We start from the raw sequence: 16,801 nt of genomic DNA on the forward strand, positions 1-16,801 counted from the left end.
ATCCCGCAAACAACTAACCTTGTGCTGCCACTCTCTCAGCTTGGCTCTGCAACTTGTTGAGAGCACTCAAATAAGCCTTGGCCGAAGCCACCACGATGTCCGGATCGGCACCGACGCCATTGACGACGCGGCCCGCGTTCTGCAGACGGACGGTGACCTCGCCCTGGCTCTCGGTCGACCCGCTGATGGCATTCACCGAGTACAGCACCATCTCCGCCCCGCTCTTGACGTGGGACTCGATGGCTTTCAGCGACGCATCGACCGGACCATTGCCATCCGACTCGCTCGTGACTTCCTTGCCAAGCACCGTGAACACGATTCGCGCCTGGGGGCGCTCGCCGGTTTCGCTGTGCTGCGACAAGGATACAAAGCCAAACTGCTCCGCACCATGCGAATGCTCCTCCGCGCTTACAAGTGCAAGGATGTCTTCGTCAAATATTTCGCTTTTTCGGTCGGCAAGCTCCTTGAAGCGGGCGAAGGCAGCGTTGATGTCGACCTCGCTCTCCATCGCCACGCCCAGTTCCTGCAGGCGCTGCTTGAATGCATTGCGGCCGCTGAGCTTGCCGAGCACGATCTTGTTGGCGGTCCAGCCGACGTCTTCCGCGCGCATGATCTCGTAGGTGTCGCGCGCCTTGAGCACGCCGTCCTGGTGGATGCCGGAGGCATGGGCGAAGGCATTGGCGCCCACCACCGCCTTGTTGGGCTGCACCACGAAGCCCGTGGTCTGGCTGACCATGCGGCTTGCCGCCACGATGTGCCGGGTGTCGATGCCGAGCTCCAACCCGAAGTAATCCTTTCGTGTCTTCACCGCCATGACGATTTCCTCGAGCGAGCAGTTGCCGGCGCGCTCGCCCAGGCCATTGATGGTGCATTCCACCTGCCGCGCCCCGCCGATCTTCACGCCGGCCAGCGAGTTGGCCACCGCCATGCCGAGGTCGTTGTGGCAATGCACGGACCAGACCGCCTTGTCGCTGTTCGGGATGCGCTCGCGCAGCGTCCTGATGAAGTTGCCGTAGAGCTCGGGGATAGCGTAGCCGACCGTGTCGGGCACGTTGATGGTGGTCGCGCCCTCATTGATCACGGCTTCGAGCACCCGGCACAGGAAGTCGGGGTCGCTGCGGTAGCCGTCCTCCGGGCTGAATTCGACGTCGCCGACCAGGTTGCGGGCAAAGCGGACTGCGAGCTTGGCCTGCTCGAAGACCTCGTCTGGCGTCATGCGAAGCTTCTTCTCCATGTGCAACGGCGAAGTCGCGATGAAGGTGTGGATGCGGCCGCTGGCAGCTCCCTTCAAGGCCTCGGCGGCACGGGAGATGTCGCGGTCGTTGGCCCGTGACAGCCCGCAGACCGTCGAATCCTTGATCGCACCGGCGATTGCCGCGACGGCTTCGAAATCACCGTTCGAGCTGGCCGGGAAGCCCGCCTCGATGACGTCGACCCGCAGGCGCTCGAGCTGGCGCGCGATGCGCAGCTTCTCGTCCTTGGTCATCGAGGCACCCGGCGACTGTTCGCCGTCGCGCAGGGTGGTGTCGAAAATTATGAGCTTGTCGGCCATCGCGGATCTCCTTGGTTTTCAGGCGGCTTCAACCATCGATTGTGCGCTGCGGGCGCCTTGCGCTCGCGCCCGCTCGAGGCCCGAGACGATGGCCTTGAGCGAGGCCGAGACGATGTCGGCGTCCTTGCCCACCCCGAACAGCGTGCGGGCCTCGTCGACCCGCAGTTCGAGGTAGGCGACGGCTTGCGCATCGGCGCCGGCGCCGATCGCATGCTGGTGGTAGTCGATCACCCGGATCGAATGCCCGGTGGCCTCGGCCAGCGCGTGGATGAAAGCATCGATCGGCCCGTTGCCCTGGCCCTCGATGCGGCGAATCTCGCCAGCCCACGGCAGGTCGGCGCGCAGCACCACGGAAGCGTCGGCGCCCTCGCCCCGCTCCTCAAGCACGCGGTGCTGGGGCCCGGCCCCCTCGACGATGCGGTACTCGCGCTCGAACAGCTGCCAGAGATCCGCCGCCGTGAGCTCCTTGCCGGCGACGTCCATCACGCGCTGGACCACCTGGCTGAATTCCATCTGCAGGCGACGCGGCAGTTCGAGCCCATACTCGCTTTCGAGCAGATAGGCGATCCCGCCCTTGCCCGACTGGCTGTTGACGCGGATCACCGCCTCGTAGCTGCGGCCCACGTCCTTGGGGTCGATCGGGAGGTACGGCATCTCCCAGATATCGCCGTCTTTGCGGGCCGCGAAGGCCTTCTTGATCGCGTCCTGGTGCGAGCCGGAGAAGGAGGTGTAGACCAGGTCCCCCGCATAGGGATGGCGTGGATGCACCGGCAACTGGTTGCAATGCTCCACGGTGGCGCGGATCTCGTCGATGTTCGAGAAGTCCAGCCCGGGCGACACGCCCTGGGTGTACAGGTTGAGTGCGACGTTCACCAGGTCGAGGTTGCCGGTGCGCTCGCCGTTGCCGAAGAGGCAGCCCTCGATGCGCTCGGCGCCCGCCATCAAGGCGAACTCGCCGGCGGCGGTGCCCGTGCCGCGGTCGTTGTGCGGATGCACGCACAGCACGATCGAATCGCGGCGCGCCAGGTTGCGGTGCATCCACTCGATCATGTCGGCGAAGATGTTGGGCGTGGAGTGCTCGACGGTCGATGGCAGGTTGACGATGCACTTGCGCCGGGGCGTTGGCGCCCACACCTCGGTGACCGCATCCACCACCCGCTTGGAGAAGGCCAGGTCGGTGCCGGAGAACATCTCGGGCGAGTACTGGAAGGTCCACTGCGTGGCCGGCTGCTTCGCGGCCAACTCGTTGAACATGCGCGCGTGCGAGGTGGCCAGCTCGACGATCTGGCCCTCGTCCATGCCCAGCACCACCCGTCGCATCACGGGCGCCACCGCGTTGTAGAGATGCACGATGGCGCGCGGCGCGCCCTGGAGGGACTCGAAGGTGCGTTCGATCAGGTGATCGCGCGCCTGCGTCAACACCTGGATCGTCACATCGTCGGGGATGCGGTCTTCCTCGATCAGCTTGCGGACGAAGTCGAACTCGATCTGCGAGGCCGAGGGAAAGCCGACCTCGATCTCCTTGAAGCCGATGGCCACCAGGGTCTCGAACATGCGCATCTTGCGGGCGATGTCCATCGGTTCCACCAGCGCCTGGTTGCCGTCGCGCAGGTCGGTCGACAGCCAGATCGGGGCCCGGGTCAGCACGGCATCGGGCCAGGTGCGGTCCTTGAGGCCGATGGGCGCGAAGGCGCGGTACTTGCGGTCGGGTTGCTTCAACATCTGGTATTTCTCGCTGTGGTTGGATGGACAACCAGCAACCCCAAAACAAAACGGCCCGTTGCTGGTGCGACGGGCCGTGTGATGGATTCGCTTGCGCGCTCTACCGTCTCCGCCCGTGGGGGATCAGTAGTAGGGCCAGCGAAATCTTGTTCATGGGAGTGGCGAATGTAGCACAGGCCAAATCACTTGTGCAGCCCGCGTTCGTCGGGCTCCTCGGTCGAGATGCTGATCACGCTCACGGGCTGCCCCTTGGCCTTGCGCCATGCGTAGACCACGTAGCCGCTCAGGCCATAGACCACGAACAGCCCGAACAGGACCGTCGGCGGATGGATGTTAATCACCGCGATGGCCAGCGCGATCAGCACGATCACGGCGAAGGGCACGCTCTTCTTCACCTGGATGTCCTTGAAGCTGTAGAAGGGCGCGTTGGTCACCATCGTGAGACCCGCGTAGAGCGTGAAGCCGAAGGTGATCCAGGTGATCTGCTGCCAGGACAGATACAGCACCTCGCCGCCGCGCTTGCCCCATTCGGTCATCAGCCAGATGAAGCCCGCCACCAGCGCCGCGGCTGCAGGGGAAGGCAGCCCCTGGAACCAGCGCTTGTCGACCACGCCGGTGTTGACGTTGAAGCGCGCCAACCGCAGGGCGGCGCAGGCGCAGTAGACGAAGGCCGCAATCCAGCCCCAGCGCCCCAGGCCCTTGAGCGACCATTCGTAGGCGATCAGCGCCGGCGCAGCGCCGAAGGACACCATGTCCGACAACGAGTCCATCTGCTCCCCGAAGGCGCTCTGCGTGTTGGTCATGCGCGCCACCCGGCCGTCCAGGCTGTCGAGGATCATGGCCGCGAACACGCCGAGCGCCGCAAGGTCGAAGCGACCGTTCATCGCCATCACGACCGAGTAGAAGCCCCCGAACAGCGCCGCCAGCGTGAACAGGTTCGGCAGGATGTAGATGCCCTTGCGGCGCTTGCGCGGCGCTAGATCTTCGGAAAGCGTGTCGTCATGCATGGATCGGCGCAGTGTAGTGCAGCCGCGCGGCACCAAAGACAAAGGGCCACCCGCATGGGTGGCCCTTGCGCGAGTCGGGAGGTCCGATCAGTTGCGGGTCTGGTCGACCAGCTTGTTCTTCTTGATCCAGGGCATCATGGCGCGCAGCTTCTCGCCGACCACTTCGATCTGGTGCTCGGCGTTCAGGCGGCGACGGCTCATCAGCGTGGGCGCGCCAGCAGCGTTCTCGAGCACGAAGCTCTTGGCGTACTCGCCCGTCTGGATATCCTTCAGCACCTGCTTCATCACCTTCTTGGTTTCCTCGGTCACGATGCGCGGGCCCGTCACGTACTCGCCGTACTCGGCGTTGTTCGAGATCGAGTAGTTCATGTTGGCGATGCCGCCCTCATAGATCAGGTCGACGATCAGCTTGAGCTCGTGCAGGCACTCGAAGTAGGCCATCTCGGGCGCGTAGCCGGCCTCCACCAGCGTCTCGAAGCCGGCCTTGATGAGCTCCACGGTGCCGCCGCACAGCACAGCCTGCTCGCCAAAGAGGTCGGTCTCGGTCTCTTCGCGGAAGTTGGTCTCGATGATGCCGGCCTTGCCGCCGCCGTTGGCGGTTGCATAGGACAAGGCCAGGTCGCGCGCCTTGCCGCTCTTGTCCGCATGCACCGCGATGAGGTGCGGCACGCCGCCGCCCTGGGTGTACGTGCTGCGCACGGTGTGGCCAGGGGCCTTGGGCGCCACCATCCAGACGTCGAGATCGGCGCGCGGCTGCACGAAACCGTAGTGCACGTTGAATCCGTGCGCGAACACCAGCGAGGCGCCTTCCTTGATGTTCGGGGCGACATCGTTCTTGTAGACGTTGGCGATCTGCTCGTCTGGCAGCAGGATCATCACCACGTCGGCCGACTTCACGGCGTCCGCCACTTCGGCGACCTTGAGGCCCGCCTTCTCGACCTTGGGCCAGGAAGCGCCGCCCTTGCGCAGGCCGACGACGACCTTCACGCCGCTGTCGTTGAGGTTCTGCGCGTGCGCATGGCCCTGGCTGCCGTAGCCGATGATCGCCACGGTCTTGCCCTTGATCAGGCTCAAATCGGCGTCCTTGTCGTAATAGACCTTCATGGTGCTTGCTCCTTCGTAGATTCGGTGGATGTGGGTGAGGCTTCTCAAACGCGCAGGATGCGCTCGCCGCGGCCGATGCCGCTGGCGCCGGTGCGGACGGTCTCGAGGATGGCGCCGCGATCGATGGCCTCGAGGAAAGCATCGTTCTTGCCGTGATCGCCCGTCAGCTCGATGGTGTAGCTCTTGTCGGTCACGTCGATGATGCGGCCGCGGAAGATCTCGGCCATGCGCATCATCTCCTCGCGTTCCTTGCCGACCGCGCGCACCTTCACCATCATGAGCTCGCGCTCGGTGTAGGCGCCCTCGGTCAGGTCGACGACCTTGACGACCTCGATCAGGCGGTTGAGATGCTTGGTGATCTGCTCGATCACGTCGTCGGAACCGGCCGTCACGATGGTCATGCGCGACAGGCTGGCGTCCTCGGTGGGAGCGACGGTGAGCGATTCGATGTTGTAGCCGCGGGCGGAAAAGAGGCCCACGACGCGGGAGAGTGCACCGGGCTCGTTCTCGAGCAGCACGGCAATGATGTGTTTCATGTCAACAAGGGACTCCTCTTTTCGCCGCCCTCCCCCGCGCACGGTAATGCGTGGGCTCGACGGACAATAGATTCATCCGCAGTAAAAGATTAAAGAAGGAGCCGGCCCGCATGGCGGTCGGCTTATCGTCCGTTACAAATCCTCGGAGCCCAACAGCATTTCGGTGATGCCCATGCCCGCCTTCACCATCGGGAACACGTTCTCGGTGGGGTCGGTGCGGAAATCCATGAACACGGTCCGGTCCTTCAGCTTGCGAGCCTCGCGCAGTGCGGGCTCCACGTCCTGAGGCCGTTCGATCAGCATGCCCACATGGCCGTAGGCCTCGGCCAGCTTCACGAAGTTGGGCAGCGCGTCCATATAGCTGTGGCTGTAGCGGCCGGAGTATTCGATCTCCTGCCACTGGCGCACCATGCCCAGGTAGCGGTTGTTCAGGGACACGATCTTGATCGGCGTGTTGTACTGCAGGCAGGTGGACAGCTCCTGGATGCACATCTGCACCGAGCCCTCGCCCGTGACGCAGAACACCTCCGCCTCGGGCTTCGCGAGCTTGATGCCCATCGCGTAGGGGATGCCAACGCCCATGGTACCCAGCCCGCCGGAGTTGATCCAGCGGCGCGGCTCGTCGAAGCGGTAGTACTGCGCCGCCCACATCTGGTGCTGCCCGACGTCCGAGGTGATGTAGGTGTCGGTGCCCTTCGTCATGTTCCACAGGGTCTCGACCACGTGCTGCGGCTTGATCACGTCCTTGTTGCCGCGGTCGTACTTGAGGCAGTCCTTGCTGCGCCAACCCTCGATGGTGTCCCACCAGCCGGCCAGCGCCGCGCCGTCGGGCTTGACGCTGCTTTCCTTGATCATCGAGATTAGCTCGGTCAGCACTTCCTTCACGTCGCCGACGATCGGGATGTCGACCTTCACCCGCTTCGAGATGCTCGAGGGGTCGATGTCGACGTGGATGATCTTTCGCTCGTTTTGCGCGAAGTGCTTCGGGTTGCCGATCACGCGGTCGTCGAAGCGTGCGCCAACGGCCAGCAGCACGTCGCAGTTCTGCATCGCGTTGTTGGCCTCGATGGTGCCGTGCATGCCCAGCATGCCGAGGAACTTGCGGTCGGACGCCGGATAGGCCCCCAGGCCCATCAGCGTGTTCGTGACCGGATAGCCGAGCATGTCGACCAAGGCGCGCAACTCGTTCGTCGCGTTGCCGAGGAGCACACCGCCACCGGTATAGATATAGGGGCGCTTGGCCGAGAGCAGCAGTTGCAGCGCCTTGCGGATCTGGCCGCCATGGCCCTTGCGTACCGGGTTGTAAGAGCGCATCTCGATCTTGTCGGGATAGCCGCTGTAGTTGACCTTCTTGAAGGACACGTCCTTCGGCACATCCACCACCACCGGGCCCGGACGGCCGCTGCGGGCGATGTGGAAGGCCTTCTTCATCGTCATCGCGAGATCCTTGGGATCCTTGACGAGGAAGTTGTGCTTGACGATCGGGCGCGTGATGCCGACGGTGTCGCATTCCTGGAATGCATCGAGGCCGATGGCTGCCGTCGGGACCTGGCCCGAGATGATCACCATCGGGATGCTGTCCATGTAAGCAGTCGCAATACCGGTGACTGCATTGGTCAGGCCCGGCCCCGAGGTCACGAGTGCCACGCCCACCTCGCCGGTGGCGCGCGCATAGCCGTCGGCCGCATGCACCGCCGCCTGTTCGTGGCGCACGAGCACGTGCTGAATGGTGTCCTGCTTGTAGAACGCGTCGTAGATATAGAGGACCGCGCCGCCGGGGTAGCCCCAGACGTACTGGACGCCTTCGGCCTGCAGTGCCTTGACCAGCACCTCGGCGCCCATGAGTTCTTGCGTTTGACTGCCGGTAACGGCTGCCGCGGAAGCGAGTTCCGCCTTTGACATTTCCATGATCAACCTTTGCGTTTTTTCGGGAACGAAAAACCTTGGGTGCTCCTTCGCAAGCTCTTGTGAAGCCGCGTCGAAACTTGAGGCCAAAGCCATGAGCGGACTTGTCGTACCGCCGGACCGTGACCCGTTTGCCTTTTGACTTGCAGCGCGGATTATGACATCGGAAGTCCGCCCGACGCCGCACGCACGGCTGTAACAGGCGGGCAGGCATAATCCGCGGCGACAAAAATGCCCTGTCCTCGAGACACTCCCCACACGGCGCGCACGGTGCCGGACTCGCTTGGCCACTGAACAAGAACTCTCCGATTTCCTGAAAGGCGTCGAACGGCGCGCATTCAAGCGCACGGTCTACCACGTGAGGGATGAGGAAGCCGCCCTCGACATCGTGCAGGACAGCATGATGAAGCTGGCCGAGCACTACGGGGACAAGCCGCCCAATGAAATCCCGCTGCTGTTCCAGCGAATCCTCTCGAACTGCACCCTGGACTGGTTCCGGCGCCAGAAGACCCGGCGGGCTCTCTTCTCGAACATGAGCGACTTCGAGAACATCGCGGAGGATGGCGAATTCGACCTGCTCGAGCATTTCACGGTCGGCTCCGACACCCGGGAAAGCGAGAGCGCCGAGGACAGCACTCGCCGCGCGCAGATTTTTCACCAGATCGAGGAACAAATTGCCGCTTTGCCGGGTCGTCAACGCGAGGCCTTTTTGATGCGTTACTGGGAGGAAATGGACGTCGCCGAGACGGCCGCTGCAATGGGCTGCTCCGAAGGCAGCGTCAAGACCCACTGTTCGCGCGCCGTCCACGCCCTGAGCAAGGCACTCAAGGCCAAGGGAATTTCGCTATGAATACAACGCTTTCGACCTCTGCCGCGACCGAGGAGCAGTTCGGCCGCCAAGTGGCCGCGCGGCTTACGGCCGGCGCCGAGGATCTGCCGCACCAGATCAGCGAGCGCCTGCGCGCCGCGCGCACGCAGGCCGTGGCGCGCCGCAAGGTGGTGCGCGTGCTGCAAACGGCCCCAGCCATGGTGCCGAATGGCGGCACCGCGGCGCTGGGCGGTGGCTGGTGGACACGTGTCGGCTCGATCATCCCCCTGATCGCGCTCGTTTCCGGCCTCATTGTCATCACCAGCTTGCAGGAGGACAGCCGGACTGACGAGCTCGCCGAAGTCGATGCCGCCCTGCTGACCGACGACCTGCCGCCTGCCGCGTATACCGACCCCGGTTTCGCCCAGTTCCTGAAATCCGAGGGCGCCGACGTCCAGCGCTGAACCCCGTCCCTTCACATGCCGCAACGCCCTCGCTCCCACGCGCCCATCCCGCTGCGCCGGCTGCTGCCGAGCACGGTCGGAGGCGCGTGCGCGCTGTTGATTTTGGCGCTCGCAGGCACCGCAGTGGAGTCCGCCGGCGCCCAGGTCCCGACCCAGGGCGCAGGCCCGAAGAGCGCCGCGGCCGCGGCGAGGCCGGCGGCACCATCCAAGCCTTTGTGGCGCGACCTGAGCGCCCGCCAGCAGCGCGCCCTTGAGCCGCTTGCGTCGCAGTGGGACAGCCTGACCGAGCCCCACAAGCGCAAATGGCTGGCCCTTTCGCGCAACTACGCGAGGCTGTCGCCGGCCGAGCAGGAAATCCTCCACAGCCGGATGACCGAGTGGGCCACGCTGAGCAACCAGCAACGCTCGCAGGCTCGCTTCAACTTCGCCGAGGTGAAGCAGGTTCCGGTCGACGAGCGCAAGGCCAAGTGGGAGGCCTACCAGGCGCTCAGCGAGGAAGAAAAACGCGAGCTGGCCGCACGCGCCAAGCCCCGCCCCGGTGCCGCGGCGACGATCCGGCCGGTGCCGGCCCAGAAGCTGGTCCAGCTCCCCGCTGCAACGCCTGACGCGCAACACACCCCGCGCATCCAGCTGGCGCCGCCCACGTCCATGTCGCAGCCGTCTCCCGTGCGCCTGCCTGCCGCCGCTCCGGGCGTGACCCGTGTGGCAGTCCCGACATCCGGCCCGCCTGTCGCCGCAGAGGCGCAGGTGCCGGCACCTCCCGCCCCGGCTGCCCCGGCGGATGCCTCGGCCTCGGCCACGTCTCCGGTGCGCACCAGCGATCAGCCCCCCGCCGCCCCGTGATACAAGCTGCCGATGCCTTCCAGTTCCTCCGACAGCGCCGGCGCCCGCGGCACGGCCTTTCCTGATCCCTCCGCCCCCGCCTTTCCCCCCGCGCTGTGCGCGCCCGGCCTGTGGCGGCGCATGGCCTGCTGGCTCTACGAGGGCATGTTGCTGTTCGCCGTGGTGTTCGTCGCGGGCTGGCTGTTCAGCACGCTGGGCCAGATGCGCGACGCCATGGATTCACGCCGGCATCTGCTGCAGGCATTTCTGTTCGTCGTGTTCGGGGTCTACTTCGTCTGGTTCTGGTCCAAGGGACAGACGCTGGCCATGAAGACCTGGGGCATCCGCGTGGTCGACCGGCTCGGCCGGCCGGTCACGCAAGGCCGTGCGCTGCTGCGCTATCTGCTTTCCTGGGTCTGGTTCCTGCCGCCGCTGGCCGCCATCGCGCCTTTCGGGCTGGGTGGCGGCGAGTCCGCGGTGCTGATCCTGGGCTGGGTGATCGTCTGGGCGCTACTTTCGCGCTTTCACGCCGAACGGCAGTTCTGGCACGACGCCTGGGCCGGCACCCGCCTCATCCCCTCCAAACCCTTGAGCCGCCGATGACACGCCGCGCCGCTCCCTCGTCGAACAGAACCAGCGCGGAGGGTAGTCCAGTAGGCACCGTCGACAGCCCCGTCAATCCCCAGAAGTCGCGGCGCGGCCTGGAGCGCATCTGGCACGCCACCCTCATCTCGCTCGACGGCTTTCGTGCCGGCTGGGCCGAGGCAGCCTTCCGCCAGGAAGTGCTGTGCGCCATCGTCATGGTGCCGGCTGCCTTCTGGGTCGGCCGGACCTGGGTCGAAACCGCATTGCTCGCGGCCGTGGTGGTCCTGGTGATGATCGTCGAGCTGGTCAACACCGGCATCGAGGCGGCCGTCGACCGCGTGGGCCCGGAATGGCACTCCTTCTCCAAGAACGCCAAGGACGTTGGCAGCGCCGCGGTGCTGCTGTCCATCCTCCTGTGTTGCGGCGTCTGGTCCGCTGCGTTGTGGCACCGCTTCTCGGGCTAGCGCGAACGGCCCCTATGCAAGCCGCACGTCATTCGATGGCGGCATGATCAAGGAATGACCCCTTCTTTTTCGATTTGCGTGTATTGCGGTTCGCGCCCCGGCGAGCGGCAGGAGTTCTCGGCGACTGCCCAGTCGGTCGGCCGCTGGATCGGCGAACGCGGCGGGCAGCTGGTCTACGGCGGCGGCCGCACAGGACTGATGGGCATGGTGGCGGAAGCGACGCGCACCAGCGGCGGGCGCGTGGTCGGCATCATCCCGAAGGCCCTGGTCGACAAGGAGCTCGCAAACCCCCTGTGCGACGAGCTGCACGTGGTCGACACCATGCACGAGCGCAAGGCCATGATGGGGGAGCGTGCCGATGCCTTCATCGCCCTGCCGGGCGGCATCGGCACCTTCGAGGAACTGTTCGAGATCTGGACGTGGCGCCAGCTCGGCTATCACGACAAGCCGGTCGGCATCCTCGATGTGGCGGGCTACTACGGCGGCCTGCTCGATTTCCTGGCCCACAGCGTGCGCGAGGGCTTCATGGGCGAATGGCAGATGGGACTGATTCGTTCGGGCAACGACGCCGCTGCTCTGCTCGATGCGCTGCTCGAAGAGGCGGGGCGCCACCCGCGCGGGGACAAGCTCGCCGAAGTGCTCTGAGCGCCGCCCGCGTGGACGGCGGCTTCGGCTCCGAGCGCCGCCTAGACGGCAGCTTCGTCTTCCTCGCCGGTGCGGATGCGCACCACGCGCTCGACGTTGGTCACGAAGATCTTGCCGTCGCCGATCTTGCCGGTGCGCGCGGCGGCGACGATGGCATCGACGCAACGGTCCAGGTCGGCCTCGTTGACGACCACCTCGACCTTCATCTTCGGCAGGAAGTCGACCACATACTCGGCGCCGCGGTAGAGCTCGGTGTGCCCCTTCTGCCGGCCGAAGCCCTTGACCTCGGTCACGGTGAGCCCGGTGACGCCGACTTCGGCCAGCGCCTCGCGCACGTCGTCGAGCTTGAACGGTTTGACGATGGCGGTGATTTGCTTCATAGGGTCTCTTTCTTTCGGGCGATTTCGTTGAACTTGCTGGCGATAGGGTAGCGCCAATCGGCGCCGAGGCGGCAATGGCCTATCCGGATGCCCACGATGCCTTCGTCCGTCCTGCATGTTGCGTGCCAGGGGCGCGCGAGTCCAAAAGATTATGTCATTCGCCTTCCTGCGCCGACGGCTTGGGCAGGGCGTCGCGCGCGCAATCCTGCGGACTGATACGCTCGGCAGGCCATGCGCTCTGGTTCCTCCCCCACCGGCCTCTTCTCCTCGTTCCTCCCCTGGCTCCACAACCAAGCCTATGTCCTGCTGGTGTTCACCACGCTGATCTGGGGCGCCAACGCCGTGGCCGCCCGGCTGGCGGTGGGCGAGGTCTCGCCGATGATGCTGACCTTCTCGCGCTGGATCGTCTGCTGCCTGGCGCTCGGGCTGTGCGCGCGCCGGCAGATCGCCCTGCACTGGCGCAGCCTGCTGCCCTCCTGGCGCTTCATCACGGTGATGGGCACGTTGGGCTTCACCGGCTTCAACGCCCTGTTCTACGCCGCGGCGCATCACACGACGGCCATCAACATCGCAATCATCCAAGGCACCATTCCAGTGCTGGTGCTGCTGGGGAGCCTGCTCTTCTTTCGCACCCGCGTCGGCGGACTGCAACTGGTGGGCGTGGCGCTCACGCTCGCGGGCATCGTCGTGGTGGCCTCGCGCGGCCATCTCGCGCTGCTGGCCGAACTCGGCTTCAACATCGGCGACGTCTGGATGATCGTGGCCAGCCTGCTCTACGCCGCCTATGCGCTGGGCCTTCGGCGGCGGCCTGACGTACCGGCCGTCGTCTTCTTCGCGGCGAGCGCGGCGGTGGCCTGCCTGGTGTCGGTGCCGCTCCTCGTGGCGGAAATCGCCATGGGCGATTTCTTCGTACCCACGCCCACGGGCTGGGCGCTGGTGCTGTTCGTCGGGCTGCTGCCCTCCTTCGTCTCGCAGGTCACCTTCATCCACGCCGTGGGGCTGATCGGTCCGGCGCGGGCGGGTGTCTTCCTCAACCTGGTGCCGATCTTCGGGCCGCTGCTCGCGGTGCTCGTGCTCGGCGAGGCGCTGTCGCTCTACCATGCGGTAGCGCTGGCGCTGGTGCTGGGCGGCATCTACATCGCCGAGACCACCGGCCCGCGCGGCCGCTGATGGGAAGCCCTTGACCGACTTCGTCGTCCGCATCCATGGCGCTGTCTCCGAGGTCGATGCCGCCGCCTGGGACAGCCTGCTGGCCGCGCAGTGCGCGCCGTCTCCCTTCATGCGCCACGCCTACCTGGACGCCCTGGAGCAAAGCGACAGCGCCTCGCCCGAAAGCGGCTGGGCTCCGCGCTTCCTGACCTTGTGGCGCGGCCGCGAGCTGGCCGGGGCCTGCCCGATGTACCTCAAGAGCCACTCGTACGGCGAATACGTGTTCGACTGGGCCTGGGCCAACGCGTACCAGCAGCACGGGCTGGCCTACTACCCGAAGGCCGTGGTGGCGGTGCCCTTCACCCCGGTGCCGGCAACGCGCCTGCTGGCGCGCGACGCCGCCAGCCGCGCCTTGCTCGTGCAGGCGTTGCTCGCCTGGTGCAAGGAGGAAGAACTGTCCTCGCTCCACCTGCTCTTCGGCGCCGACGAGGACATCGCGGCCTGCGCCGCCGCCGGATTGATGTTGCGACACACCGTTCAATTCCATTGGAAGAACGCACATTGGAAGGATTTCGACGCCTTCCTGGCCAGCCTCTCCCACGACAAGCGCAAGAAGATCCGCCAGGAGCGCCGCAAGGTGCACGATGCCGGCGTGCGCTTCCGCTGGTCGCGTGGCGCCGACATCTCCGAAGCCGACTGGGACTTCTTCTACCGCTGCTACGCCCGCACCTACCGCGAGCACGGCAACCCGCCCTACCTGAAGCCCGAGTTCTTCGGCCGCATGGCCGAGGATATGCCCGAGGCCTGGCTGCTGTTCATCGCGGAGCGCGGCGGCAAGCCCATCGCCAGCAGCCTGATCGCCCTCTCCGCCGATGCCTCGGTCGCCTATGGCCGCTATTGGGGTGCGCTCGAGCGCGTGGACTGCCTGCACTTCGAGGCCTGCTACTACCAGCCGCTTGCCTGGTGCATCGAGCACGGCGTGCAGCGCTTCGAGGGCGGCGCACAGGGCGAGCACAAGATGGCGCGCGCCCTGATGCCGGTGAAGACCACCAGCGCTCACTGGCTGGCCCATCCAGCCTTCGCCGACGCGGTGGAGCGCTTTCTCGATCGAGAGGACGAAGGCATCGCGAACTATCTCGACCACCTGGGGGAGCGCAGCCCCTTCCGGCAAGCGGGATAAGCGGCTCGCTCTCGGGCTCAGCTACGCTGGCTGCGTCCGACACCCGTCACTTCCGGAGACCAGCTTGCAACCCGTCCTGCAAAACTTCGACCTCAGTGGGCGCACCGCGCTCGTCACCGGCTCCAGCGCCGGCATCGGCTACGCGCTGGCGCGCGGGCTCGCCAGCGCAGGTGCGCACATCGTCCTCAACGCACGCAGCACCGACAAGCTCGAGCAGGCCGCCGCACGGCTGCGCGAGGAAGGCGCCACGGTCTCCACCGCGGCCTTCGACGTGACCTCCGGCGAGGCGGTGAATGCAGCCATCGACCGCATCGAGGCGGAGATCGGCGTCATCGACATCCTGGTCAACAACGCCGGCATGCAGCGCCGCGCGCCGCTGGACCAGTTCGAGGAGGCGCATTGGCACGAGCTGATGAAGACCAACCTCGACAGCGTGTTCCTGGTCGGCAAGGCCGTGGCGAAGCACATGATCCTTCGCGGGCGCGGCAAGATCGTCAACATCTGCTCGGTACAGAGCGAGCTGGGGCGCCCGGGCATCGCGCCCTACACCGCCAGCAAGGGCGCGGTGAAGATGCTGACCAAGGGGATGGCCATCGACTGGGGCCCGCACGGCATCCAGGTCAACGGCCTCGGCCCGGGCTACTTCAAGACCGAGCTGACCGATGCGCTCGTGAACAACCCCGAGTTCACGTCCTGGCTGGTGGGGCGCACGCCATCGCGCCGGTGGGGCGATGTGGAAGACCTGGTAGGTGCGGCCGTGTTCCTCGCCAGCGGTGCCTCCAACTTCGTCAACGGCCACATCCTCTACGTGGACGGCGGCGTGACCGCCACCCTTTGAGCCCGCCCCAAGGAAAGCCAACATGGAAGCACTCGTCATCCACGCCCCCGGCGACCTGCGCATCGAGGACGTCCCGACGCCCGAGCTCGGCCCCGGCCAGCTGCGCGTGCGCGTGCGCTGCGGCGGCATCTGCGGCTCCGACCTGCACTACTACCAGCACGGCGGCTTCGGCACCGTGCGCATCAAGGAGCCCATGGTGCTGGGCCACGAGGTAGCCGGCATCATCGAGGCCGTGGGTGCCGGCGCGGGCGTGTTCGCGCCGGGCGAGCGCTTCGCCATCAGCCCGAGCCGCCCCTGCGGCCTGTGCCGCTACTGCCAGCAGGGCCTGCAGAACCATTGCCTGGACATGCGCTACTACGGCAGCGCGATGCGCACGCCCCATGTGCAGGGCGCCTTCCGCCAGGAAATCGTGGTGGAGCACTGGCAGGCGCATCGCCTGGCCGACAGCGTGAGCGACGGTGAAGGCTCGATGGCCGAGCCGCTCTCGGTGGCGCTGCACGCGGTGCGCCGCGCGGGGTCGCTGCTGGGCAAGAGTGTGCTGGTCACGGGCTGCGGCCCGATCGGCGCACTGGCCATCATTGCGGCGCGGCGCGCGGGGGCCACGCACATCGTGGCCACCGATGTCGGTTCGCACACGCTGGGCAAGGCAATGAAGGTGGGCGTCGACGAAGTCGTGAACGTGGCGGAAGAGCCCGACGGGCTGGCACGCTTCACGGCCGGCAAGGGCCAGTTCGACGTGCTGTTCGAGGCCAGCGGCAATCAGCGCGCGCTGGTCGGCGCCTTCGAGGCGCTGCGGCCGCGCGGGATCATCGTGCAGCTGGGGCTGGGCGGCGAGATGACGCTGCCCGTCAACACCATCGTGGCCAAGGAGTTCGACCTGCGCGGTGCCTTCCGCTTCCACGAGGAGTTCGCGGTCGCGGTGGAGCTGCTCAACAAGGGGCTGGTGGACGTGAAGCCGCTGATCTCGGCCACGCTGTCCTACCGCGATTCGGCGCGCGCCTTCGCGCTCGCCGCCGACCGCTCGCAGGCCATGAAGGTGCTACTCAACTTCGACTGAGGTCGAAGGGGGCGCGTCAACCCTTCTTGTAGTTCGCGATGCCGTCCACGATCTCCTTCTTGGCAGCATCGATGCCTTCCCAACCCAGCACCTTCACCCACTTGCCTTGCTCCAGGTCCTTGTAGTGCTCGAAAAAGTGCGTGATGGCCTTCAGGCGCATCGGGTTCACGTCCTCGACCTTCTTCCAGTGGCTGTAGATGGGCAGCACCTTGTCGGTGGGCACGGCCAGCACCTTGCCGTCGACGCCCGCCTCATCCTCCATCATCAGGATGCCGATCGGCCGGCAGGGCACGACCACGCCCGGCACCAGTGCCCAGGGGGTGATGACCAGCACGTCGACCGGATCGCCGTCGCCCGAGAGCGTCTGCGGCACGTAGCCGTAGTTGGTCGGGTAGTGCATCGCCGTCGTCATGAAGCGGTCGACGAAGATCGCGCCCGACTCCTTGTCGACCTCGTACTTGATCGGATCGGCGTTCATCGGGATCTCGATGATGACGTTGAACGCTTCGGGGGCATCTTTGCCGGGAGAAACTTGGCCGAGGGACATAGGACTGTCTTGTAGTGGATAAGTGTTAGAGGGATT

At 66.0% G+C, this 16,801-nt stretch carries 18 protein-coding genes; 10 read left to right on the plus strand and 8 right to left on the minus strand.

Going from position 1 to position 16,801, the window contains the following annotated elements; all coding sequences use genetic code 11:
• Window positions 1-13: 13 nt before the first annotated feature.
• The 6 genes from APY03_RS32425 to APY03_RS32450 all read right to left on the minus strand — a co-directional run bounded on the left by APY03_RS32425 (window position 14) and on the right by APY03_RS32450 (window position 7,829).
• Window positions 14-1,552, minus strand: coding sequence for a 2-isopropylmalate synthase (locus APY03_RS32425; protein ID WP_068683696.1), 1,539 nt, complete (start codon window positions 1,550-1,552; stop codon window positions 14-16).
• An 18-nt stretch (window positions 1,553-1,570) separates the two neighbouring features.
• Window positions 1,571-3,274, minus strand: a complete 1,704-nt coding sequence (gene leuA, locus APY03_RS32430; protein WP_068683699.1) for a 2-isopropylmalate synthase — start codon at window positions 3,272-3,274, stop codon at window positions 1,571-1,573.
• Window positions 3,275-3,456: 182 nt separating this feature from the next.
• The gene (pssA, locus tag APY03_RS32435; RefSeq protein ID WP_068683700.1) at window positions 3,457-4,281 is read right to left on the minus strand and encodes a CDP-diacylglycerol--serine O-phosphatidyltransferase; all 825 of its coding nucleotides are present in this window, start codon (window positions 4,279-4,281) and stop codon (window positions 3,457-3,459) included.
• Between the two features lie 87 nt (window positions 4,282-4,368).
• Window positions 4,369-5,406: a ketol-acid reductoisomerase gene (gene ilvC / locus APY03_RS32440; protein ID WP_332112725.1), complete on the minus strand. Its 1,038-nt coding sequence runs from the start codon at window positions 5,404-5,406 to the stop codon at window positions 4,369-4,371.
• A gap of 23 nt (window positions 5,407-5,429) precedes the next feature.
• On the minus strand, window positions 5,430-5,921 hold the full coding sequence (gene ilvN / locus APY03_RS32445) for an acetolactate synthase small subunit (RefSeq protein WP_068683703.1): 492 nt from the start codon (window positions 5,919-5,921) through the stop codon (window positions 5,430-5,432).
• A 132-nt stretch (window positions 5,922-6,053) separates the two neighbouring features.
• Complete coding sequence (locus APY03_RS32450; RefSeq protein WP_068683704.1) at window positions 6,054-7,829, minus strand: acetolactate synthase 3 catalytic subunit; 1,776 nt, start codon at window positions 7,827-7,829, stop codon at window positions 6,054-6,056.
• 280 nt (window positions 7,830-8,109) lie between these two features.
• Between APY03_RS32450 and APY03_RS32455 the strand changes: the two genes are divergently transcribed.
• Genes APY03_RS32455 through APY03_RS32480 form a run of 6 tightly spaced genes read left to right on the plus strand, consistent with a single transcriptional unit; the run spans window position 8,110 to window position 11,614 of the window.
• Complete coding sequence (locus APY03_RS32455; protein WP_068683706.1) at window positions 8,110-8,676, plus strand: RNA polymerase sigma factor; 567 nt, start codon at window positions 8,110-8,112, stop codon at window positions 8,674-8,676.
• Entirely contained in the window at window positions 8,673-9,098 is a 426-nt protein-coding gene (locus tag APY03_RS32460) for a DUF3619 family protein (protein ID WP_068683708.1), read from the plus strand. The genes APY03_RS32455 and APY03_RS32460 overlap by 4 nt, the downstream gene beginning before the upstream one ends.
• 15 nt (window positions 9,099-9,113) lie before the next feature.
• The gene (locus APY03_RS32465; protein ID WP_068683710.1) at window positions 9,114-9,941 is read left to right on the plus strand and encodes a DUF3106 domain-containing protein; all 828 of its coding nucleotides are present in this window, start codon (window positions 9,114-9,116) and stop codon (window positions 9,939-9,941) included.
• A 12-nt stretch (window positions 9,942-9,953) separates the two neighbouring features.
• Window positions 9,954-10,523: an RDD family protein gene (locus APY03_RS32470; RefSeq protein ID WP_068683712.1), complete on the plus strand. Its 570-nt coding sequence runs from the start codon at window positions 9,954-9,956 to the stop codon at window positions 10,521-10,523.
• Window positions 10,520-10,969 (plus strand): diacylglycerol kinase, encoded by a 450-nt coding sequence (locus tag APY03_RS32475; RefSeq protein WP_083944706.1) that lies wholly within the window; start codon window positions 10,520-10,522, stop codon window positions 10,967-10,969. Before APY03_RS32470 ends, APY03_RS32475 begins: the two co-directional genes overlap by 4 nt.
• A 54-nt stretch (window positions 10,970-11,023) precedes the next feature.
• The gene (locus tag APY03_RS32480) at window positions 11,024-11,614 is read left to right on the plus strand and encodes a TIGR00730 family Rossman fold protein (protein WP_068683715.1); all 591 of its coding nucleotides are present in this window, start codon (window positions 11,024-11,026) and stop codon (window positions 11,612-11,614) included.
• A 41-nt stretch (window positions 11,615-11,655) separates the two neighbouring features.
• On the opposite strand, the gene APY03_RS32485 is transcribed toward APY03_RS32480, so the two are convergent.
• The gene (locus APY03_RS32485) at window positions 11,656-11,994 is read right to left on the minus strand and encodes a P-II family nitrogen regulator (protein WP_068683717.1); all 339 of its coding nucleotides are present in this window, start codon (window positions 11,992-11,994) and stop codon (window positions 11,656-11,658) included.
• A 231-nt stretch (window positions 11,995-12,225) separates the two neighbouring features.
• On the opposite strand from APY03_RS32485, the gene APY03_RS32490 reads away from it, so the two are divergent.
• From APY03_RS32490 to APY03_RS32505, 4 genes are all read left to right on the plus strand, one after another.
• Window positions 12,226-13,164: a DMT family transporter gene (locus APY03_RS32490; RefSeq protein WP_068683718.1), complete on the plus strand. Its 939-nt coding sequence runs from the start codon at window positions 12,226-12,228 to the stop codon at window positions 13,162-13,164.
• 10 nt (window positions 13,165-13,174) lie between these two features.
• Entirely contained in the window at window positions 13,175-14,323 is a 1,149-nt protein-coding gene (locus APY03_RS32495; protein ID WP_068683721.1) for a GNAT family N-acetyltransferase, read from the plus strand.
• 64 nt (window positions 14,324-14,387) lie between these two features.
• Window positions 14,388-15,161 carry a glucose 1-dehydrogenase gene (locus APY03_RS32500; protein WP_068683723.1) on the plus strand — a complete coding sequence of 258 codons (774 nt, stop codon included), beginning with the start codon at window positions 14,388-14,390 and terminating at the stop codon, window positions 15,159-15,161.
• A gap of 22 nt (window positions 15,162-15,183) precedes the next feature.
• A complete protein-coding gene (locus APY03_RS32505) occupies window positions 15,184-16,218 on the plus strand; it encodes an L-idonate 5-dehydrogenase (protein WP_068683726.1) in 1,035 nt (344 codons plus the stop codon).
• A gap of 16 nt (window positions 16,219-16,234) precedes the next feature.
• Here the strand turns inward: APY03_RS32505 and ppa are convergent, their stop codons facing one another.
• Window positions 16,235-16,765: an inorganic diphosphatase gene (gene ppa / locus APY03_RS32510; RefSeq protein WP_068683730.1), complete on the minus strand. Its 531-nt coding sequence runs from the start codon at window positions 16,763-16,765 to the stop codon at window positions 16,235-16,237.
• Window positions 16,766-16,801: the final 36 nt, after the last annotated feature.

This window comes from Variovorax sp. WDL1 (genome assembly GCF_001541225.1).
In the GTDB taxonomy this organism is placed as follows: domain Bacteria; phylum Pseudomonadota; class Gammaproteobacteria; order Burkholderiales; family Burkholderiaceae_C; genus Variovorax.